The following is a 19,348-nucleotide window of genomic DNA, read 5'->3' as shown; positions in this document are numbered from 1 at the left end:
GTTAATGGTCCGTTGGGTCAAATAAGTGCAAATTGGCCGTTGAATCTCAACGAAATGCGCTAAGTGCGCGCTCGGGCAAGGTTTTTTGTCGGACAATCGTCCACGCCTGACGCGGGCAGGCGCAAAAAAGCCTTAGCGCAAGGTCGCAACAGACTGGCGGAACAGTAGCAAACTCATCGCGATAAATGTCACGCCCATCACCAGGACCGTCACGAACTCTTTCCACACGATATCGAGGCCCGCGCCTCGATACACGATCGCCTGCATGAAGCTCACATAGTGCCGCGACGGGAAAAACCACGTCACGTACTGGACCCATTGCGGCTGGCTCTCGATGGGCGACATGCCGCCCGACAGCATCATCATCGGCATGACGGCCATCATCATCAGCAGGGCAAATTGCGCCATGGTGCGGGCGAGGGTGCCAAGAAAGATGCCGATCGCTGCCGTGGCGAAGATATAGATGAGGGTGCCGAGCAGCAGCACACCGCGCGAGCCGGCAATCGGAACGTCGAGAAGGCCCTCGACCACGAACAACAGGGAACAGATGAAGCCGATGAAGATCACCAGCCCGCTCGACCACACTTTGGCGAGCGCTATCTCGAAGGCCGTCAACGGCATCACCAACAAGTGCTCGATCGTGCCGTGCTCGCGCTCGCGCAAGAGCGCCGCGCCGGTCAGGATAATGATCAGCATCGACAACTGATCGGCAAGGCCGACGATCGCGCGGAACCAGGATTGTGTGCCGTTGGCATTGAAGGCGCGGCGCACGACGAGATCGGAGGGCAGCCCGGTGGTTTGCTGCGCCTCCTGTCGGTAGCGCGTGACTTCGTCGGTCACCATGTTCTGGATATAGCCCGACCCCAGGGACGCCTGCTGGACTGCGGTGGCGTCTGCGTTGACCTGGACTTCGATATCGCGGCCCTTTCGCACATCCGCTTCAAAGTGCGGAGGAATCACGATGACGAGGGTGTAAAGGCCGTTGTCCATGCCGCGATCGATGTCGGCGGCGCTGATCATCTTGGCTGCCTGGAAGTACGGCGGATAGAACAGTCCGGCAATCGATCGCGACAGGCTGGAGTGGTCCTCGTCGACGATCGCCACGGAGGCATTGTTGACGGTCTCGCCGGCTCCGGTCGACTGCATATAAATGCTGAGGCCGAAGGAATAGATGATGAAGAGGATCATCATCAGGTCCTTCGAGAGGGTGCGCAGATCTTTGACGCCGAGCCAGAAAATGTTGGAGAGACTCTGCATCTTATTTCTCCTGTTTGCGCAGGAGCAGCGCGGACAGCAATAAGAAGGCCGGGCAAAACAGGCTCAGCGCGAGCAGGTCGGTCACCATGTCGGTGAAGCCAAGCCCCTTGGTGAACGCACCGACACTCATGTGCATGTAATAGCTCGTCGGCCAGAGGTACCCCATGAGGCGCGCGCCGCCCTCCAGCGTCGAGACGGGCTGCATCATGCCGGAGAACTGCATGGTCGGCAGCATCGACAGCACCGCTCCGGCGAACACCGCTGCGACCTGGCTTGAGGTGAACGTCGAGATGAACAGCCCGTAGCCGGTGGCCGCCGCCACATAGAACAGCGCGCCCAGGGTCAGCGTGAGGCCGTCGCCCTTGAGCGGAACATCGAAGAGGAACCGCACGGTCACGGTCATGATGAAGAAATTGATCATGCCGACGCCAATATAGGGCAGTTGTTTGCCGATCAGGAACTCCAGGCGCGTCGTGGGCGTGGCGTAGAAGTTCGTGATCGTGCCGATCTCCTTTTCACGGGCAACGCTGACGGCTGTGAGAATGGCGAGAAACATCATGAGCAGCATCGCCGGCACGGCCGGCCCGATCGCATAAATGCTCTCGGCCGTCGGGTTGTAACGGTTGCGGATCACGATGCTGGTCGTCGGTTTCTTGCTCGCTACGTCGCTGGACTGGCGCTTTCTCTCTTCGGCGAAGAGGTTGTGCGCCGACTCGACGTAACCCTCGATGGTGGCGGCACGCGAGGTGTTGGCGCCGTCGATCCAGGCCGATACCTGCCAATCCGAGTCGCGCTTTACCAGGCGCCCGAAGCCAGGTGGGATTTCGATGGCCAGCGTGATGTCGTTCGACTTCAGGCGCCTTTGCATTTCGTCGACGCTGTGGATCGGCGTCTTTTCGGTGAAATATCGGGAGCTCGAGTAGTTGGCGAGATAGGCTCTGCTCTCCGGCGTGTCGTCGTGGTCGAACGCCGCATAGGTGAGGTTGGTCACATCGCTGGAGACGCCGAAGCCGAAGATCAACAGCATGATGAAGGAGCCGAGGAAGGCGAAGGCGAGCCGCACCGGATCGCGCATAAGCGACAACGTCTCGCACTTGGTAAAGGCCAGGAGGCGGCGCAGCGGCATGAAGGTCGAGCGGCTGGGCGACAACGCCGCTGCATCGCGCTGGGTCTGCGCCTCGGCATCCGCCACGGAGGGCGCGGGCGCGGCGGGCTCGGCATCCTCGATATAGGCGATGAACGCCTCTTCGAGATTCGCGCTGCCCTTGGCGGTAATGACGTTTTGCGGTGTGTCGCAGACGAGGACGCGACCTGCGTGCATCAATGAGATGCGGTCGCAGCGCATGGCTTCGCTCATGAAATGCGTGGAGACGAAGATCGTGACATTGCGGGTTCGCGAGAGATCGCCGAGCAAACGCCAGAATTCATCGCGTGCCAGCGGATCGACGCCCGAGGTCGGCTCGTCAAGGATCAGCAACTCGGGGTCGTGAACGATCCCCACGGCCAGCGAAAGGCGCTGTCGCACGCCGAGCGGCAGCGAGTTCGCTTCGGTGTCGGCATAGTCGACAAGGCCGACATCGACCATGAGCTGGGCGATACGCGCGTTAGCGTGGTCCGCGGCCAGATGAAAAAGGCGTGCATGAAGACGCAGGTTTTGCCGCACGGTGAGTTCGCCATAGAGCGAGAACGATTGCGACATGAAGCCGACGCGCTGGCGGACCGACAGGTCGTTGGCATCGACAGGTTTGCCGCAGACCTCGGCCTCTCCCTCGCTTGGCGCCAGGAGTCCGGTCAGCATCTTCATGGTGGTGGTCTTGCCGCTGCCGTTCGAGCCGAGGAAGCCGAAGATTTCTCCGCGCTCGATGGCGAAGCTGACGTTATCGACCGCGGTGAAACTGCCGAAACGACGTGTCAGATTCCTCGCGACAATGACCGGCGCCTCGCTGCCTGGTTGGCGCGGCGGAATGACGAAGCGCTGCGCCGTCGATTTGTGCCCCGGCTGCAGGGCGGCAAACACCGCTTCGATGTCTTGTTGGCCGGTCTTCTCGCGCAGCTCATCCGCGGTGCCGCAGGCAAGCACGCGGGCGTGATCCATTGCGATGAGCCAATCGCATTGGCCGGCCTCGTCCATATAGGCGGTGGAGATGACGACACTCATCGTCGGTCGCTCGCGCCGCAGTTCGCTGATCAGGTCCCAGAACTGTCGACGCGACAACGGATCGACGCCGGTCGTCGGCTCATCGAGAATGAGCAGGTCGGGGTCGTGAATGAGCGCGCAGCACAGGCCGAGCTTTTGCTTCATGCCGCCCGACAGCTTTCCGGCCGGCCGCTCGAGAAACGCGAGTAAGCCTATCGCCGCCGCCAGGCGCCGGGTGCGTGCGTCACGTTCCGATGCGGACAGGCCGAAGAGGGTGGCGAAGAAGGCCAGGTTTTCGCGGACGCTGATCTCCTGATAGAGGTTTTTGCCGAGCCCTTGCGGCATATAGGCAATGCGTGTGCAGACGGAGCGGCGGTGCCGGGCATTGCTCATGCTGCCGCCGAGGACCTCGACCGATCCGGTCTGCATCTTCCGCGCACCGGCGATCAGGCCGAGCAGCGTGGACTTGCCGGCGGCGTCAGGGCCGATGATGCCCGTCATCTGGCCGCTCGGCAGTGCGAGCGAGACATTGTCGAGCGCTAGAACCTTGCCATAGACATGGCTCGCGTTGGAAACCTCGGCAATCAGCGCTGCGCGAGTCTCCATTATCAATCCTCGGCGTCGACAGGATCAGCCTGAATGCGCTTTTGCAGGGTGTCCGGCCAATTGGGCGGGTTCGGATCGAGGCGCACATAACCGATGCCGCGGGTGCCCGTTTTCACTTGGTTGAGGTGGCGCGCGATGAGGCTCGGCGGGATGCGCAGCTTGACCCGGAACATAAGCTTGTCGCGTTCGCTGCGCGTCTCGACCTGCTTGGGCGTGAACTGCGCGTCCGGCGACACGAAACTCACTTTGGCCGGCACGGCGAAGTCGGCACCGTCGAACACAATTCGCGCGGCCGACCCGATCGTTACGCGCATGGCCTGTTCGGAGGGGAGATAAATCTCCATGTAGATTTCGGACAGGTCGATGATCGTCAGCACCTTTCCGCCCGCCGAAACGACTTCCCCGGGGTTGACGAGACGATACAGAACACGCCCCTGCACGGGCGCCACAAGAATGGTGTCGGCGATCTGGGCGTCGGTCTGATTAACCAGGGCTTGTGCGGCCACCACCGAACGCTCGCGCGCGGTCACGGTCCGCTGCGCGGCGTCGAGAACGGCGCGCGCAGAATCGCGTTCGCCCTGCGCCTCATCGCGGTTGTCCTCACTGATCGCCCCGGTGACGATCAGCTTGAGGGCGCGGCGCAGCTTTGCTTCCTTGAGGGTCAGTTCTGCCTGCCGTTGCACGACAGTCGCCTTTGCCTCGAGCATCGAGGCCTCCTCGGAAGCCACGTCGGCGGCATATTTGGCGCGTTGCGCTTGCAACTCCGTGGTATCGAGGCGGGCGAGCACCTGGCCTTCGGTGACGAGATCGCCTTCCCGGGCCAGCACCTCGCGCACGCGTCCGGCCAGCTTCGCGGCGATGTCGATTTGGTCGGATTCGATGCGACCGTTCCCGGAGACAATGCCCTCGGGCAACTTGCCTTGCTGGCTTTGCCACCAGTACCAGGCGCCACCGGCGCCGGCTGCCAAGACGATGACAAGGATCAGAACAATCCTTGTGACACGCCGCCAAGACCACTTTGCATCGTTACTCGGGATGGCCGTCATGATCCGATCCTTGAGTGGGGAGGCGTGAAGATCGATTGAGGCGTACACCAGCACCTGTCAGGCCGCGAGACGCAAACGCGGGCGCGTTATTTCATCCGTGGCGGCAGGTGAATTCCGATGCTTGCCCATCCGGGTAAACGTTACCAACCAAGGGCTGTACATAACGTTGATTTTTATCAAGCAATCGAGCCGAAACCGGGCGCGACCATCGCCCTCAGTCTCAGTCATTAAAATCAGCACAAACGAAAACACCGCCGCGACGGTGAGGTCGTGGCGGTGTTTGACGTGTACTTAAAACTGGTTGCGGGAGCCGGATTTGAACCGACGACCTTCGGGTTATGAGCCCGACGAGCTACCAGACTGCTCCATCCCGCGTCTGTGTGTCGGCATTCTACAGCGCAACGCAGGGGTGTCAACCTATGAATCGAAGAAAAGCGCTTGTGCTTCAATCGGTTAGCTCTCCATCACAGCCAGGTTGAGCCTTCGGGGCCAGTCTGGCCGAGGGTTTCAGCTCTATTGGCAGGTTAAATTCGATTGAGAAAATAAATTCATCTGAGAATTTTCCTACCGCTCAAGCGGAAGATTCAAACTACTGGTGCTATATACAGGGGTGAGTGCGATACTGCCCATCCGTTGGATTGCTCCCCTTCTTATATATGACGCAGCGCAAAATCATCCACGTCGACTGTGATTGCTTCTACGCCGCCATCGAGATGCGCGATGACCCGAGCCTGGCGCAAAAACCGCTAGCCGTCGGCGGCTCGGCGGATCGGCGCGGGGTGATAGCAACCTGCAACTACGAAGCGCGGGCCTATGGGGTGCGTTCGGCGATGTCATCACGCCATGCCTTGAAGCTCTGCCCCGACCTGACCATCGTCAAGCCGCGCATGGATGCCTATAAGGAAGCGTCGAAGGAAATCCACGGCATCTTTCGCGACTATACCGACCTGATCGAGCCGCTTTCCCTGGATGAGGCTTACCTGGACGTCTCCGACAGCCCGCATTTTGGCGGCAGCGCCACGCGTATTGCCCAGGACATCCGCCGCCGGGTCTCGAATCAATTGCATATCACCGTGTCCGCCGGTGTGGCGCCCAACAAGTTTCTGGCCAAGATCGCCAGTGATTGGAAGAAACCCAACGGCCTGTTTGTGATCACCCCGGACCAGGTCGAAGACTTTGTGTCGATATTGCCGGTGAAAAAGCTGCATGGCGTGGGCAAGGTGACCGCCGACAAGCTGGCGCGCCTGGGGATCGAAGACTGCCTGCAGTTGCGCGAATGGAACAAGCTGGCGTTGGTGCGCGAATTCGGCAGTTTTGGCGAGCGACTGTGGAGCCTGGCGCGTGGGATAGATGAGCGCGAGGTGCAGAACGACAGTCGTCGGCAATCGATCAGTGTGGAAAATACCTACGATGTGGACCTGCCAGATCTTTCAAGTTGCCTGGCGAAACTGCCTGAACTGATGGAAACCCTGGCTGGACGCATCGCGCGCATCGACAGCAGTTACCGCGCGGGGAAGCCGTTCGTGAAGGTAAAGTTTCATGACTTTACCCAGACGACCCTGGAGCAGGCGGGGGCAGGGCGGGACCTGGAGAGTTATCAACAGCTGATGACCCAGGCGTTCAATCGCGGTGGCAAGCCGGTGCGGTTGCTGGGGATTGGGGTGCGGTTGCTCGACCTGAGCAGTGGCAATGAACAACTCGAACTCTCCTGGTAGAACCCGGAAACCAAATGTGGGAGGGGGCAAGCCCCCTCCCACATTTAGATCTACAGCGTTTTCGAAGGCTCAGCGTGCGCCAGGATCCGCGACGAGTCGCCCCGCGTCCTTGGTCAGCGCTTGCAGGAATTCCTGCTGCAACTCCGGATCATTGTGGGTCAGTTCGATCAGGCTCTGCTCCAGTTCGCTGGCTTCTTCCTCCAGGCCCAGCTCCGACAGGCGCTTGACCCGGTGGACCCACTGGCTGACTTCGTCGTCTTCCAGGTCGTCGTAGATCAGGCCGTGGGCTTCGAGCAACTTGCCGCGCAGTGTGTGGCTCACCGCCAGGGTCGAGTCCGAATGTACGTCGTCCTGGCCATCTTCCACGCTGATCTTCAAGGTGCTGATGCGGTTCAGATCCTGCTCGGCAAACGGGCTGTCCAACAGGTTCAGGCGCAGTACGCCGTTGCGGTCGGTGGTCATTTCATACACTTGCCTGCCGGCGGTGACCTGCACCGGGCGTTCGCTCCAGGGCAGGCTCGAATACTCCACGCGCTTGTCGCGCTGGACTTCATCGATACCCGCCAGGTTCTGTTGCGCACGCCCGTGGGATTGCACGTTCATGAACGGGTTGATGCCGTCGATGCCGTAGCTCAGCCAATCGTGGGTGATGCTGGTCGGCAGGTTGCCGAGGGCGAAGATATTCGCCACGTTGGCGCCCGCGCCGGCCACCAAAGCGACCGCGCCCAGCGGCATCTCATAGAGTTTGCGCCAGGGTTGATAGGGGGTGTAGCGGTCGTAACGACGGGTGACTTCGAATTCGGTGACCTCGAAGGTCTTCTGCTCGTGAATGCGAACCCGGCGTTGCGGCAGCTCCAGCACTTTGGGTTCGCCTACATCGATCTGCAGGCTGTGGTCGAGCAACTTACGCTCGACCCGCTCCTCGTGCTCACTGCGTTGCGACATCTGGTTGGCGCAGCCGCTGACCAGCAGGGCGCCGCACAAGGCGGCGCCCCCCAGGGCTCTGGTGTTTCGCTTGAACATGACTTCTCTTGATCTGGTTTTCAGCGACGAATACGCGCCTGAAGGAAAGACAGCACGTCAGCCACCGGCAACGGTTGGGCTTCGGCTTCGGTCCGGCTCTTGTATTCCAGATTGCCATCGGCCAGGCCACGGTCACTGACCACGATCCGGTGCGGGATGCCAATCAGCTCCATGTCGGCGAACTTGATGCCCGGGCTGGTTTTCTTGTCGCGGTCGTCCAGCAACACTTCGAAACCGGCGGCCGTCAGTTCGGCATACAGTTTGTCGGTGGCTTCACGGACTTGCTCGGTTTCATAGCGCAGCGGCACCAGGGCCACCTGGAACGGCGCCAGGGCGTCACTCCAGATAATGCCTTTCTCGTCGTTGTTCTGCTCGATGGCAGCGGCAACCACGCGCGATACGCCAATGCCGTAGCAACCCATTTCGAGGGTGATCGGCTTGCCGTTTTCGCCCAGCACTTCGCACTTCATCGCCTTGCTGTACTTGTTGCCCAGCTGGAAGATGTGCCCGACTTCAATGCCGCGCTTGATTTCCAGGGTGCCCTTGCCATCCGGGCTCGGGTCGCCGGCGACCACGTTACGCAGGTCGGCCACGGTCGGCACCGGCAAGTCGCGTTCCCAGTTCACGCCGAAGTAGTGCTTGTCGTCGATGTTCGCGCCGATACCGAAGTCGCTCATCAGCTCGACCGAGCGGTCGATGATGATCGGCAGCGGCAGGTTCAACGGGCCCAGGGAGCCGGCACCGGCGCCAATGGCGTCGCGCAGTTCGGCATCGGAGGCCATGACCAGCGGGCTGGCCACGCCCGGTTGCTGGGCGGCCTTGATTTCGTTGAGCTCGTGGTCGCCACGGATCACCAGGGCGATCAGCTTGCCGGCTTCCTCGGCGTGAACGATCAGGGTCTTGATGGTCTTTTCAATCGGCAGATTGAATTTTTCCACCAGGGCCGCGATGGTCTTGGTGTCCGGGGTGTCCACCAGGCGCAGTTCTTCAGCCGGGGCTGGACGGGCGGTTTCCCGTGGCACGGCTTCGGCTTTCTCGATGTTCGCCGCGTAGTCGGAACCGTTGCTGAACACGATATCGTCTTCGCCGGACTCGGCCAGCACGTGGAACTCGTGGGAGCCGGCGCCGCCGATGGAGCCGTTGTCCGCTTCAACCGGGCGGAATTTCAGGCCCAGGCGCGTGAACACGTTGCAGTAGGCGGTGTGCATGCGGTCATAGGTGACCTGCAAGGACGCCTGGTCGGCGTGGAACGAATACGCGTCCTTCATGATGAACTCGCGGCCGCGCATCAGGCCGAAGCGTGGGCGGATCTCATCACGGAACTTGGTCTGGATCTGATACAGGTTGAGGGGCAGCTGTTTATAGCTGCTCAACTCGTTGCGCATCAGGTCGGTGATCACTTCTTCATGGGTCGGGCCAGCGCAGAAGTCGCGGCCATGACGGTCCTTGAAGCGCAGCAATTCAGGGCCGTACTCTTCCCAGCGCCCGGATTCCTGCCACAGCTCGGCCGGTTGGGTGCTCGGCATCAACACTTCCAGAGAACCGGCAGCGTTCATTTCTTCGCGAACGATGGCTTCGACCTTGCGCATCACCTTCAGGCCCATGGGCAGCCAGGTGTACAGGCCAGAAGCCAGCTTGCGGATCATACCGGCGCGCAGCATCAGCTGATGGCTGATCACAACCGCGTCGGAAGGCGTTTCTTTCAGTGTGGCGAGCAAATATTGACTGGTACGCATGGTAGGCCGTTGTCGGTTGCTTGGACTTGAAGTGACTTGGGATTGTACGGGCGCAAACTGCCGCCGTACAGGCATCAGGACGCAGAGCTGTTTGTAGGAGCGAGCTTGCTCGCGAAGATCGTCAACGATGACGCGGGAAACCGGGATAAACGCGGTGTCTGTGACTTCTTCGCGAGCAAGCTCGCTACAGCTACAAGGGGAGGCTCTGTCAGTCTTCTGCCGGTGGATTCAAGCGAATCCGTCGGCTTTCCTGGAACCAATGCAGCGCAATCAGCAGCAAGGTCGGCACACCCAGCATGCAGGTGATCAGGAAGAAGTTGTGATAACCGAACTTCTCCACCATCACCCCCGAATACCCGCCGATCAGGCGCGGCAGCAACAGCATGATCGAACTCAGCAGCGCGTATTGGGTGGCGGAGAACTTGAGGTTGGTCAGGCTCGACAGGTAGGCGACAAACGCCGAGGTGGCAAGGCCTGAGCTGAAGTTGTCCAGGGAGATGGTGAAGATCAGCATCTGCAGGTCCGGGCCCATGTCGGCGAGCATCACGAACAGCAGGTTGGTGCCGGCCGAGGCGATGCCGCCGATGAGCAGGATCGGAAGGATGCCGAAGCGCACAATCAACAGGCCTCCCATGCCGGCGCCGACCAGGGTCATGATCAGGCCGAAGATCTTGCTGACCCCGGCAATCTGGTCCTTGGTAAAGCCCTGGTCGATATAGAACACGTTGGCCATCACGCCCATCACGGTATCGGACATGCGATAGGTGGCGATCAGCCCAAGCAGCAGCAGCGCCTGCCAGCGATAGCGCAGGATGAAGTCGTTGACCGGCGTCAGCACCGGCGCCAGGCCTCGGCGGCCCATGGCCGACAGGCACAATGTTGTCAGGGTTATGTAGAGGATGGCGCGCAGGAAGGCGCGGTCTTCCATTAACAGTTCCCACAGGCTGACACCGTGGAACAGCACGCTGGCGAAATCGGTGTTGTACAACTGGGTGAACGTCGCCGGCACCGACACCAACAGCACGATCAGCACAAACACCGACACCAGCTGATGCACGAAACTGTAGCGTCCGGCCTGCAACTGGGTGCGCAGTGGCACATTGGGCTCGCGCATGAACAGGGTGGTCAGCAGCGCCGGAATCATCAGCACGCCGAACAGCACATAGGTGCCGGTCCACGCCGAGTGTTTATAGTTGAAACCGGTAGAGCCGAAACCTTCGGCAAAAAACAGCGCGCCGGCCGTGGCGAGCAGGGCGGCGATGCGGTAACCGGACATATAGCTGGCGGCCAGGGCAGCCTGGCGGCTGTCATCGGCGATTTCCAGGCGATAGGCATCGACTGCAATATCCTGGGTAGCCGAAGCGAAGGCGACGATCACCGCAATAGCGATCAGCCAGGACAAGTGTTTCTGCGGGTCGCAGAAGCCCATGCCGATCAATCCGAGGATCACCAGCGATTGGGCCAGTACCAGCCAGGAGCGACGACGTCCGAGTTTGCCCAGCAGCGGCAGGCGCCATTGGTCGAGCAATGGCGACCACACCCATTTGAAGGCATACGCCAAACCGATCAGGCTCGCATAGCCGATGGTCTCGCGGGCCACACCGGCCTCACGCAACCATACCGAAAGCGTCGAGAACACCAACATGTAAGGCAAGCCGGCGGCAAAGCCAAGCAACAACAGCACTAACGTCGAGGGGCTGGCATAGGCGGCGAGCGCGGCGCGCCAGGTTTTACGGGGCATGGGCTGGAGTCTGCCTCAGATTCACGGAAACAAAGCGCGCACTCTAACCGCTGTGCTCTACCGGGCGCCAGCCATGACGCTGAATATCCACGCGATTGTTCAGGATAGCGACACCTTCGTTGCGTAAACGCGCACGTTGTTCGTCGCCTGAGGCGCTGCCCGCCGGCAGGCTTATCCGACCGCCGGCAGCCAGCACGCGGTGCCAGGGCAAGCGGGTATCGTCGGGCAGTTGGCTCAGGGTGCGCCCGACCCAACGCGCCGCGCGCCCCAGCCCGGCGAGGTGGGCCAGTTCGCCGTAACTCACCACGCAACCTTCGGGGATTTGCGCCAGCGTCAGGTACAGCGCGGTGCGGCGCATCTCGGCAGGGCTTTGCGGGGCTTCGGCGGGTTGCTTCACGGTGGATATATCCGTTCAGATCGTCGGTTTCTTGTAAGAAACGTCTGTAAATATGCAGATGAGAACTGAACTCAACACAATTCATTGAGTCAGTCCTAGCTATCTAACACGATAACGCCCCTATTTCGCCAATCCTGAGCCCCTTATCCGCTTATGTTGTCCAGAACCCTGCTGTGCCTTGCTGTTTTCAGCGCTTCCACCCCCTTGCTCGCCGACACCGTCTGGTTAAAGAACGGTGACCGCCTGTCCGGCAAGATCAAGCTTTTCGACGGTGGCAAGCTGCTGATCCAGACCGACTATGCGGGGGCTATCCCGGTGGATTGGAAACAGGTGAAAACCCTGGAGAGCGATCAGGAGTTGTTGGTCAAGCAGGATGCCTACACCGGTGAGAAAGCCAAATCCTTGCAGGCTGCGGCTGATGGCAAAGTGGTGCTGGCCAATGGCGAGGCGCCCAAGACCGTGGAACTGGCCAGCATCCAGCAGATCATCAAGCCCAAGCCGGTGATCGAAGACCTGGTGTGGAAAGGCAATGTCGACATGGCGCTGGACTACAGGCGCGCCGAGAAAGACACCAACGACTACGACATCGACTTCAAAACCTCCGCCCGCCACGGCCAATGGCGCCACACCGGGCAGGGCGAGTACAACCGCGAGTTCCAGGACGACGTCACCACCACCGACAACTGGTCCCTGGAATACGACCTCGACCGCTTCATCACCGAGCACTGGTTCTGGCAGGGCCGCTTGACCTACAAGCGCGACAGGGTCGAAGACCTGTCCCGCCAACGCACTGTCGGCACCGGCCCGGGCTACCAATTCTGGGACGATGAGCTCGGCGCGTTCTCCCTGGGTTCGTTGGTCAACCGCACCGATTACGAATATTCCGATGGCGGCAAGGACAACTTCTATTCCCTGGCCATGAAGTGGGACTACAACCGCTACCTGATCGGCAAGACAGTTGAATTCTTCACCTCCGGCGAGTTGGGCAAGCCTATCGGCGGGCCGGCCGAGTATGCCCTCGATGCGGAAATGGGCCTGCGCTACAAGGTCACCGAGTGGGCGTCGCTCAATCTCAAGGCCGAGCGTGACGTGATCAGCGGCGACTCGGAAAGCAGCTTGAGCAAGACCCGCTACACCGCAGGGTTTGGCGTGGCCTGGTAATCCGCTTCGTGCCCGCTGGCAACCTGCGCGGATATTGATTACCTTGGCTTGAGATCCATTCCCATACGCTATGGGCGACTGAATTCCCGAGGAGTCATACGTTGAGCGCGCACGTTGCCAAGAACGCCCGAGAGCTGTTGCTCAAGGAATACCGTGGGGCCCTCTCCACATTGTCCAAAGCCATGCCCGGCTTTCCCTTCGGTTCGGTCGTGCCGTATTGCCTGGACGAGCAAGGCCGGCCGTTGATCCTGATCAGCCGGATCGCCCAGCACACCCATAACCTGCAGAAAGACCCCAAGTGTTCGCTGCTGGTCGGCGAGCGTGAAGCGGATGACGTGCAGGCAGTGGGGCGCCTGACCTACCTGGCCGAAGCCGAGCAATTGCACGACGCCGCCGCGATTGAAGCGGCCGCCGAACGCTATTACCGCTACTTCCCCGAATCGGTCAACTATCACCAGGCCCACGACTTCGACTTCTGGGTACTCAAGCCGGTACGTCACCGCTATATCGGCGGCTTTGGCGCGATTCACTGGCTTGACCGGTTGACCCTGGCCAACCCGTTCGCCGGCCCGGCCGAGCGCAGCATGGTCGAGCACATGAACGCCGACCACTCCAAGGCCATCGCCCATTACGTCGGGTTGGCCGGTTTGCCCACACACGAGCCGGCGCAACTGGCCGGGATCGACAGCGAAGGCATGCACCTGCGCATAGGGCATGCGCTGCACTGGTTGCCGTTCGCCGAGTCTTGCAACACGCCGACACAAGTGCGCGAGGCCCTGGTTTCCTTGGCTCATGCTGAGGTCTGGCCGAAAAAAAGCGCCGCTGAAGCTTGAATTCACGAAATGGCGACGTCATCTAAGGTGGACTGGCAAGGCAATCTTGCGTTGAGGAAACCATTTGATGCGCCCTTTTTTATTGCTCTTTCTGCTGTTCCCGGTGTTGGAGCTGTTCGTATTCGTAAAAGTCAGTGGTGCGATCGGGTTTTTCCCGGCACTGCTGCTGATCATTCTCGGCTCGATGCTCGGCGTTCTGGTGCTGCGCGTCGCCGGTCTGGCCACGGCGCTGCGTGCCCGTGAAAGCCTGAATCGCGGCGAATTGCCGGCTCAAACCATGCTCGAAGGGCTGATGATGGCCCTGGCCGGTGGCCTGTTGATCCTGCCAGGCTTCATCAGCGATGTGCTCGGCCTGGTCATGCTGCTGCCGTTCACCCGCAAGCTGCTGGCGGGCAAGATGCGCCAGCGCGCCGAAGAGGCTGCGATTCGCCAACGGGCGTTCGCCGACGACCTGCAACCCCGTGGCGGCCCGGCTCCGCGCCAGCCGTTGGGGCGAGAAGGTGATGTGATCGAAGGTGAGTTCGAGCATCGCGACAGCAAATAACCGCTTCACTGGCGCGGCCCCTTCGGGGGCTGTGTTGTTTTTAAGGGCCGGCAGACGCAAAAAAATTCATCGCCGGCCCCTTGTAATAAGCTGATGCGCCCTTATGTAACGGTCACCGCAAGGTTTCTGGTGGCGACACCAGACAGACTTCCGCGTTTCGCCCAGCGAACCGCGACCGGCCCCGCCGGATTTAACCTGCCGGTACTGACACCGGCCGATGAAAAACACAATTAGGAGAGATCGACAATGAGCAAGCTTCGTCCTCTGCACGACCGCGTCGTTATCCGTCGCAGCGAAGAAGAAAAGAAAACCGCTGGCGGTATCGTTCTGCCAGGTTCGGCTGCTGAAAAAGCCAACCACGGTGTGATCGTCGCTGCAGGCCCAGGCAAGACTCTGGAAAACGGTGAAGTACGTGCGCTGGCCGTTAAAGTCGGTGACAAGGTTGTATTCGGTCCTTACTCCGGCAGCAACACTGTGAAAGTCGACGGCGAAGACCTGCTGGTCATGGCTGAGAACGAGATTCTCGCCGTTCTGGAAGGCTGATTTCCCCGCTCATTTTCCCGTTACTACAAAGTATTTAAGGAATATCGATAATGGCTGCTAAAGAAGTTAAATTCGGCGATTCCGCCCGCAAGAAAATGCTCACCGGTGTCAACGTCCTGGCTGACGCAGTAAAAGCGACCCTGGGCCCTAAAGGCCGTAACGTGATCATCGAGAAGAGCTTCGGCGCTCCGACCATCACCAAGGACGGCGTTTCCGTCGCCAAAGAAATCGAACTGGAAGACCGTTTCGAGAACATGGGCGCGCAGCTGGTCAAAGACGTTGCCTCCCGTGCCAACGATGACGCAGGCGACGGCACCACCACCGCTACCGTTCTGGCTCAGTCGATCGTCAACGAAGGCCTGAAAGCCGTCGCTGCCGGCATGAACCCGATGGACCTCAAGCGCGGCATCGACAAGGCGACCATCGCCATCGTCAAAGAGCTGAAAAACCTGTCCAAGCCATGCGCTGACACCAAGGCTATCGCTCAGGTGGGTACCATCTCCGCCAACTCCGACAACTCCATCGGCGACATCATTGCCGAAGCCATGGAAAAAGTCGGTAAAGAAGGCGTGATCACCGTTGAAGAAGGCACTGGCCTGGAAAACGAACTGTCGGTTGTAGAAGGCATGCAGTTCGACCGTGGCTACCTGTCCCCGTACTTCGTCAACAAGCCAGAAACCATGGTTGCCGAGCTGGAAAGCCCGCTGATCCTGCTGGTCGACAAAAAAATCTCCAACATCCGCGAAATGCTGCCGGTGCTGGAAGCCGTTGCCAAGGCCGGCCGCCCACTGCTGATCGTTTCCGAAGACGTTGAAGGCGAAGCCCTGGCGACTCTGGTTGTGAACAACATGCGTGGCATCGTCAAGGTTGCAGCCGTCAAGGCTCCAGGCTTCGGCGACCGTCGCAAGGCCATGCTGCAGGACATCGCCGTTCTGACCGGCGGTACCGTTATCTCCGAAGAGATCGGCCTGAGCCTGGAAAGCGCCACCCTGGAAAACCTGGGCAGCGCCAAGCGCGTGACCATTTCCAAGGAAAACACCATCATCGTCGACGGTGCTGGCGTAGACGCCGACATCCAGGCGCGCATCACTCAGATCCGTGCCCAGGTTGCCGAAACTTCCTCGGACTACGACCGTGAAAAACTGCAAGAGCGTCTGGCCAAGCTGTCCGGCGGCGTTGCAGTGATCAAGGTTGGCGCTGGCTCCGAAGTTGAAATGAAAGAGAAGAAAGCCCGCGTTGAAGACGCCCTGCACGCAACCCGCGCAGCCGTTGAAGAAGGCGTGGTACCTGGCGGTGGTGTTGCACTGATCCGCGCCCTGGAAGCCATCCTGGACCTGAAAGGCGACAACGCCGATCAGGACGTGGGTATCGCTGTACTGCGTCGCGCCGTTGAAGCACCGCTGCGTCAGATCGCTGCCAACAGCGGCGACGAGCCAAGCGTTGTGGTTAACGCTGTGAAGAACGGTAAAGGTAACTTCGGTTACAACGCGGCAACCAGCGAATACGGCGACATGATCGAAATGGGCATCCTGGACCCTACCAAGGTGACTCGTTCGGCGCTGCAAGCAGCTTCCTCCATCGGCGGTCTGATCCTGACCACCGAAGCAGCTGTTGCTGAAGCACCGAAGAAAGAAGGCTCGGCTGGCGGCGGTATGCCAGACATGGGCGGCATGGGTGGCATGGGCGGCATGATGTAAGCCAGCCTTACCCGGCGACTGAAAAACCCCGCCTGCAGCGATGCAGGCGGGGTTTTTTTATGCGGGTGCGTAATAAGGGAGGGAGGTAACTGAAGTGGTTGGCCGGTCTACGTATTCAATGCACGCACTTCTGACACCCTGACCTTCGATGGCCGATAGAGCATCAGGCAGTACAGCCCCAGGCAGATCAGCCAACAGAAAATCGCCGTCCACACGTTGTGGGAAAAGAAGTGCGCGCCCTGCGCCATGCGGCTCACGGAAAACACGCTGCCCAGCGCCACGGCAAAGATGAACGCCTTGCGTGCCATCCGCGGCCGGCGATCCCGTAGCGCAAAGAACCAGGCGAACAGGGCGAACCCGGTTGCCGCATGCCCGCCGGGCCAGCAGCGCCCAGGTTTATCGGTGGGCGGGCGAGGGCTCAGCAGTTCGCTGTAGGTTTCCTGGCCACCGAACTCCTTGAGGCTCCACGGGCATTGCACGGCGGTGACGGTTTTCAATGGCGAGACGAACGCCGTGGCCAGCCCCAGGGACAACACCAGGCAGCCCAGTTCGCGGCGGTACGGCTTGAGGCGCTGGAGGATAAAGGTACCGGCAAACCCCAGAATGGCCAGCACCGAGAACAGGATGACCAACTGTTTGGCGCGGTCATGCAGGATGTCTTCGAGGAAGAAGCTGTAACGCCCGATGAAGCCGCCATCCGCAGCGCTGTAGAACTGCTTGGCGAGGTCCATGTCCAGCGATGTCAGCTGCAGCAATAGCATCAGCAGCGCAGCACCGGCGGGGATGCCCAGGCACAGCCAGAAATTGAGAGGTTTGGAAACCGGAACAACAGGAGGGGATTGCATGGTAAACCCTGATAAAAAAGTCCCGTACTTGGCTGTACGGGACGTTTTGGTTAGCGCGTGCTTAATGCTGGGGCCTCTTCCTTGGGCGCTTTCCAGCTCAGCAGTTGTTGTTTGAAACCATAACTGGCGGCCTGGTAATAGGTGATCGCCCGCAGGATCAGCGGGTCATCGCTGCCGACCCGCAACTCCTGGCTTTCACCCAGCGCCTCGTCGTGGCGACGCAGGCCCTGGCGTGGGCTGAGAATCGCCAGGTCTTTGCCGTCGAACAGCCCCAGGTGCTGGTAGTTGCCGACCACGACCCGAGGGGGCAATGGGTTGTCCTGCAACAGGTCGCGGCCAAAGAAGGTCGATTCATAGCTCAGGTTGATCAGGCCCAGCAGGGTCGGCGCCAGGTCTATCTGGCTGGCCAGTTGCGCCGATTCCCGTGCGTCGATCAGCTTCGGCGCATAGATGAACAGTGGAATCTGATAGTTGGTGATGGGCAGGTCTTCCTTGCCTGCACTGCCGGCGGTGTGGTCGGCGACGAAGACGAAGATCGTGTTATCGAACCATGGCTTCTGACGCGCCGCTTCCAGGAACTGGCCGATGGCATGGTCGGTATACTTCACCGCGCCGTCGCGGCCATTGCCGGATTTGATATCGATGCGCCCGTCCGGGTAGGTGTAGGGGCGATGGTTGGAGGTGGTCATCAGTTGCAGCAAGAACGGCTGCTGCTTGGCGTAGTCGGCATCGGCCAGCTTCAGGGTCTGTTTGTACAGATCCTCGTCCGCCATGCCCCACGCATTCTTGAACGAAATTTCCGACTCGGGCACGCTGCTCTGGTCTACGACGCGATAACCGTTGCCGCTGAAAAACGCGTTCATGTTGTCGAAATAACCGCGCCCGCCATACACAAACACGCTGTCGTAACCGATGGCCGTGAGTTGTTGCCCCAGGCTGGCGAAGCCGCTCTCCCGACCAATGCGCTTGACGATGGAGCGTCCCGGCGTCGGTGGGATGGCCAGGGTGATCGCCTCCAGGCCACGGTCGGTGCGGGTGCCGGTGGCGTAGAAGTTGTTGAAGTACAGGCTTTGTTGACGCAAGGCGTCGAGATTCGGCGTGAGGTTGCGTCCGTCGCCATTGCTGCCCATGTATTTGGCGCTGAAACTTTCGATGGTCACCAGCACGATGTTGGGTTTGCGCAGCGTGCCCGGGTGGGTGATGGCACGGCGGATATCCAGTGGGTCCTGGCCGATGAAGCGCGCATTGGGCTCGCTGAGTTCGGCGCGCAACTGCTTGGCCACGATTTCGGTTGGCAGGCTCTTGTAGAACTGTGAGTAATCCAGCTCGTTGTTACGGAACGCGGCGAAAAACTGATACGGGCCATTGCTCGCCAGTTCGTTCTTGTAGGCATTGCCACCTTGGGCGCGTGGGCTGTCCTGGCTGATCAGTTGCAGGCTCAGGCCCGCGACGACCAACAGCGCCAAGGCATTCAACAGACGGCCGCGCATGGGCGGCAGCGGGGCGTTCATTGCCGCATTGAATGGCTTGCGCAGGGCCAGGCTCAGCACGACAGCCAGCATCGCCAGCAAACTGAGCAACTTGCCGATGGGGTAGGATTCCAGCAGGTTGTTCAGTACTTCGTCGGAGTACACCAGGTAGTCGACAGCGATAAAGTTGAAGCGCACGCCGAACTCATCCCAGAACAACCATTCGGCCACCGAGGTGAACAGCATCGCGAACAGGCTGACGGTGAGCACCGCCTGCAGGAACCAGCGATGGCCGCGGCGACGCCACAGCGCGGGCGGGCACAGCAGCAGGTACAGCCCCAGAGGAAGGGCGGCATAGGCTAGAAAGGCCAGGTCATAGAGCAGGCCCACACCAAACACCGGCAGCAGATTGCCGCCGACTTCATTCAGGTGAGTAATGAGCAATACGCTACGTGTGAGCAGGAAAATAACCAGCCAGGCACCGGTTACCAATAGCAAATAGCGCATAGGCGCTGTTTTGAAAAAACCCATGTACAGCTTCCTTATATCGATGCGCGCGATGTTCACCCCGCTACTGTAGTGAGTTTGTGAAGCTATA

At 60.3% G+C, this 19,348-nt stretch carries 15 protein-coding genes and 1 tRNA gene; 6 read left to right on the top strand and 10 right to left on the bottom strand.

Annotation, left to right across the window (positions count from 1 at the left end):
• Nucleotides 1-132: 132 nt before the first annotated feature.
• From LQ249_RS25260 to LQ249_RS25245, 4 genes are all read right to left on the bottom strand, one after another.
• Nucleotides 133-1,257, bottom strand: coding sequence for an ABC transporter permease (locus LQ249_RS25260; protein WP_046382207.1), 1,125 nt, complete (start codon nt 1,255-1,257; stop codon nt 133-135).
• 1 nt (nt 1,258) lies between these two features.
• Complete coding sequence (rbbA, locus tag LQ249_RS25255) at nt 1,259-4,000, bottom strand: ribosome-associated ATPase/putative transporter RbbA (RefSeq protein WP_079444617.1); 2,742 nt, start codon at nt 3,998-4,000, stop codon at nt 1,259-1,261.
• Nucleotides 4,001-4,002: 2 nt separating this feature from the next.
• The gene (locus LQ249_RS25250; RefSeq protein WP_079444616.1) at nt 4,003-5,046 is read right to left on the bottom strand and encodes an HlyD family secretion protein; all 1,044 of its coding nucleotides are present in this window, start codon (nt 5,044-5,046) and stop codon (nt 4,003-4,005) included.
• 298 nt (nt 5,047-5,344) lie between these two features.
• Nucleotides 5,345-5,421: transfer RNA gene (locus LQ249_RS25245), tRNA-Met, on the bottom strand.
• Between the two features lie 281 nt (nt 5,422-5,702).
• Here LQ249_RS25245 and dinB point away from each other — a divergent pair.
• Nucleotides 5,703-6,761, top strand: coding sequence for a DNA polymerase IV (gene dinB, locus LQ249_RS25240; RefSeq protein ID WP_046382209.1), 1,059 nt, complete (start codon nt 5,703-5,705; stop codon nt 6,759-6,761).
• A gap of 69 nt (nt 6,762-6,830) precedes the next feature.
• On the opposite strand, the gene LQ249_RS25235 is transcribed toward dinB, so the two are convergent.
• The 4 genes from LQ249_RS25235 to LQ249_RS25220 all read right to left on the bottom strand — a co-directional run bounded on the left by LQ249_RS25235 (nt 6,831) and on the right by LQ249_RS25220 (nt 11,619).
• Nucleotides 6,831-7,784, bottom strand: coding sequence for a hypothetical protein (locus tag LQ249_RS25235; protein WP_108524500.1), 954 nt, complete (start codon nt 7,782-7,784; stop codon nt 6,831-6,833).
• A gap of 20 nt (nt 7,785-7,804) precedes the next feature.
• Nucleotides 7,805-9,520 carry a proline--tRNA ligase gene (locus LQ249_RS25230; protein WP_017846118.1) on the bottom strand — a complete coding sequence of 572 codons (1,716 nt, stop codon included), beginning with the start codon at nt 9,518-9,520 and terminating at the stop codon, nt 7,805-7,807.
• A 208-nt stretch (nt 9,521-9,728) separates the two neighbouring features.
• Nucleotides 9,729-11,261, bottom strand: coding sequence for an AmpG family muropeptide MFS transporter (locus tag LQ249_RS25225; RefSeq protein ID WP_108524498.1), 1,533 nt, complete (start codon nt 11,259-11,261; stop codon nt 9,729-9,731).
• A 43-nt stretch (nt 11,262-11,304) separates the two neighbouring features.
• Nucleotides 11,305-11,619: an MGMT family protein gene (locus LQ249_RS25220; protein WP_186355047.1), complete on the bottom strand. Its 315-nt coding sequence runs from the start codon at nt 11,617-11,619 to the stop codon at nt 11,305-11,307.
• 192 nt (nt 11,620-11,811) lie between these two features.
• Here LQ249_RS25220 and LQ249_RS25215 point away from each other — a divergent pair, with 192 nt between their 5' ends.
• The 5 genes from LQ249_RS25215 (at nt 11,812) to groL (ending at nt 16,436) form a co-directional block, all read left to right on the top strand.
• Nucleotides 11,812-12,819 (top strand): DUF481 domain-containing protein, encoded by a 1,008-nt coding sequence (locus LQ249_RS25215; protein ID WP_057004560.1) that lies wholly within the window; start codon nt 11,812-11,814, stop codon nt 12,817-12,819.
• Nucleotides 12,820-12,920: 101 nt separating this feature from the next.
• Nucleotides 12,921-13,652, top strand: a complete 732-nt coding sequence (locus tag LQ249_RS25210) for a HugZ family pyridoxamine 5'-phosphate oxidase (protein ID WP_232565966.1) — start codon at nt 12,921-12,923, stop codon at nt 13,650-13,652.
• A gap of 67 nt (nt 13,653-13,719) precedes the next feature.
• Nucleotides 13,720-14,196 (top strand): FxsA family protein, encoded by a 477-nt coding sequence (locus LQ249_RS25205; protein WP_017846113.1) that lies wholly within the window; start codon nt 13,720-13,722, stop codon nt 14,194-14,196.
• A gap of 246 nt (nt 14,197-14,442) precedes the next feature.
• Nucleotides 14,443-14,739 (top strand): co-chaperone GroES, encoded by a 297-nt coding sequence (locus LQ249_RS25200; protein ID WP_017846112.1) that lies wholly within the window; start codon nt 14,443-14,445, stop codon nt 14,737-14,739.
• 50 nt (nt 14,740-14,789) lie between these two features.
• Nucleotides 14,790-16,436 (top strand): chaperonin GroEL, encoded by a 1,647-nt coding sequence (gene groL / locus LQ249_RS25195; RefSeq protein ID WP_057004558.1) that lies wholly within the window; start codon nt 14,790-14,792, stop codon nt 16,434-16,436.
• A 107-nt stretch (nt 16,437-16,543) separates the two neighbouring features.
• Here groL and LQ249_RS25190 read toward each other — a convergent pair whose 3' ends face one another.
• A complete protein-coding gene (locus LQ249_RS25190) occupies nt 16,544-17,281 on the bottom strand; it encodes a phosphatase PAP2 family protein (RefSeq protein WP_057004557.1) in 738 nt (245 codons plus the stop codon).
• Nucleotides 17,282-17,331: 50 nt separating this feature from the next.
• Nucleotides 17,332-19,281 carry an LTA synthase family protein gene (locus tag LQ249_RS25185; protein WP_177029684.1) on the bottom strand — a complete coding sequence of 650 codons (1,950 nt, stop codon included), beginning with the start codon at nt 19,279-19,281 and terminating at the stop codon, nt 17,332-17,334.
• Nucleotides 19,282-19,348 lie beyond the last annotated feature (67 nt).

It is taken from the genome of Pseudomonas sp. 7-41 (assembly GCF_021233075.1).
In the GTDB taxonomy this organism is placed as follows: domain Bacteria; phylum Pseudomonadota; class Gammaproteobacteria; order Pseudomonadales; family Pseudomonadaceae; genus Aquipseudomonas; species Aquipseudomonas veronii.
This window is presented reverse-complemented; position numbering and strand designations above follow the sequence as displayed.

Bases quoted from the DNA above. Each gene is read 5' to 3' on its own strand.
- LQ249_RS25185 (WP_177029684.1), bottom strand. From the start codon at position 19,281: ATGGGTTTTTTCAAAACAGCGCCTATGCGCTATTTGCTATTGGTAACC.
- groL (WP_057004558.1), top strand. From the start codon at position 14,790: ATGGCTGCTAAAGAAGTTAAATTCGGCGATTCCGCCCGCAAGAAAATG.
- LQ249_RS25260 (WP_046382207.1), bottom strand. From the start codon at position 1,257: ATGCAGAGTCTCTCCAACATTTTCTGGCTCGGCGTCAAAGATCTGCGC.
- LQ249_RS25250 (WP_079444616.1), bottom strand. From the start codon at position 5,046: ATGACGGCCATCCCGAGTAACGATGCAAAGTGGTCTTGGCGGCGTGTC.
- rbbA (WP_079444617.1), bottom strand. From the start codon at position 4,000: ATGGAGACTCGCGCAGCGCTGATTGCCGAGGTTTCCAACGCGAGCCAT.
- LQ249_RS25205 (WP_017846113.1), top strand. From the start codon at position 13,720: ATGCGCCCTTTTTTATTGCTCTTTCTGCTGTTCCCGGTGTTGGAGCTG.
- LQ249_RS25190 (WP_057004557.1), bottom strand. From the start codon at position 17,281: ATGCAATCCCCTCCTGTTGTTCCGGTTTCCAAACCTCTCAATTTCTGG.
- LQ249_RS25225 (WP_108524498.1), bottom strand. From the start codon at position 11,261: ATGCCCCGTAAAACCTGGCGCGCCGCGCTCGCCGCCTATGCCAGCCCC.
- LQ249_RS25215 (WP_057004560.1), top strand. From the start codon at position 11,812: ATGTTGTCCAGAACCCTGCTGTGCCTTGCTGTTTTCAGCGCTTCCACC.
- LQ249_RS25230 (WP_017846118.1), bottom strand. From the start codon at position 9,520: ATGCGTACCAGTCAATATTTGCTCGCCACACTGAAAGAAACGCCTTCC.
- dinB (WP_046382209.1), top strand. From the start codon at position 5,703: ATGACGCAGCGCAAAATCATCCACGTCGACTGTGATTGCTTCTACGCC.
- LQ249_RS25220 (WP_186355047.1), bottom strand. From the start codon at position 11,619: ATGCGCCGCACCGCGCTGTACCTGACGCTGGCGCAAATCCCCGAAGGT.
- LQ249_RS25200 (WP_017846112.1), top strand. From the start codon at position 14,443: ATGAGCAAGCTTCGTCCTCTGCACGACCGCGTCGTTATCCGTCGCAGC.
- LQ249_RS25235 (WP_108524500.1), bottom strand. From the start codon at position 7,784: ATGTTCAAGCGAAACACCAGAGCCCTGGGGGGCGCCGCCTTGTGCGGC.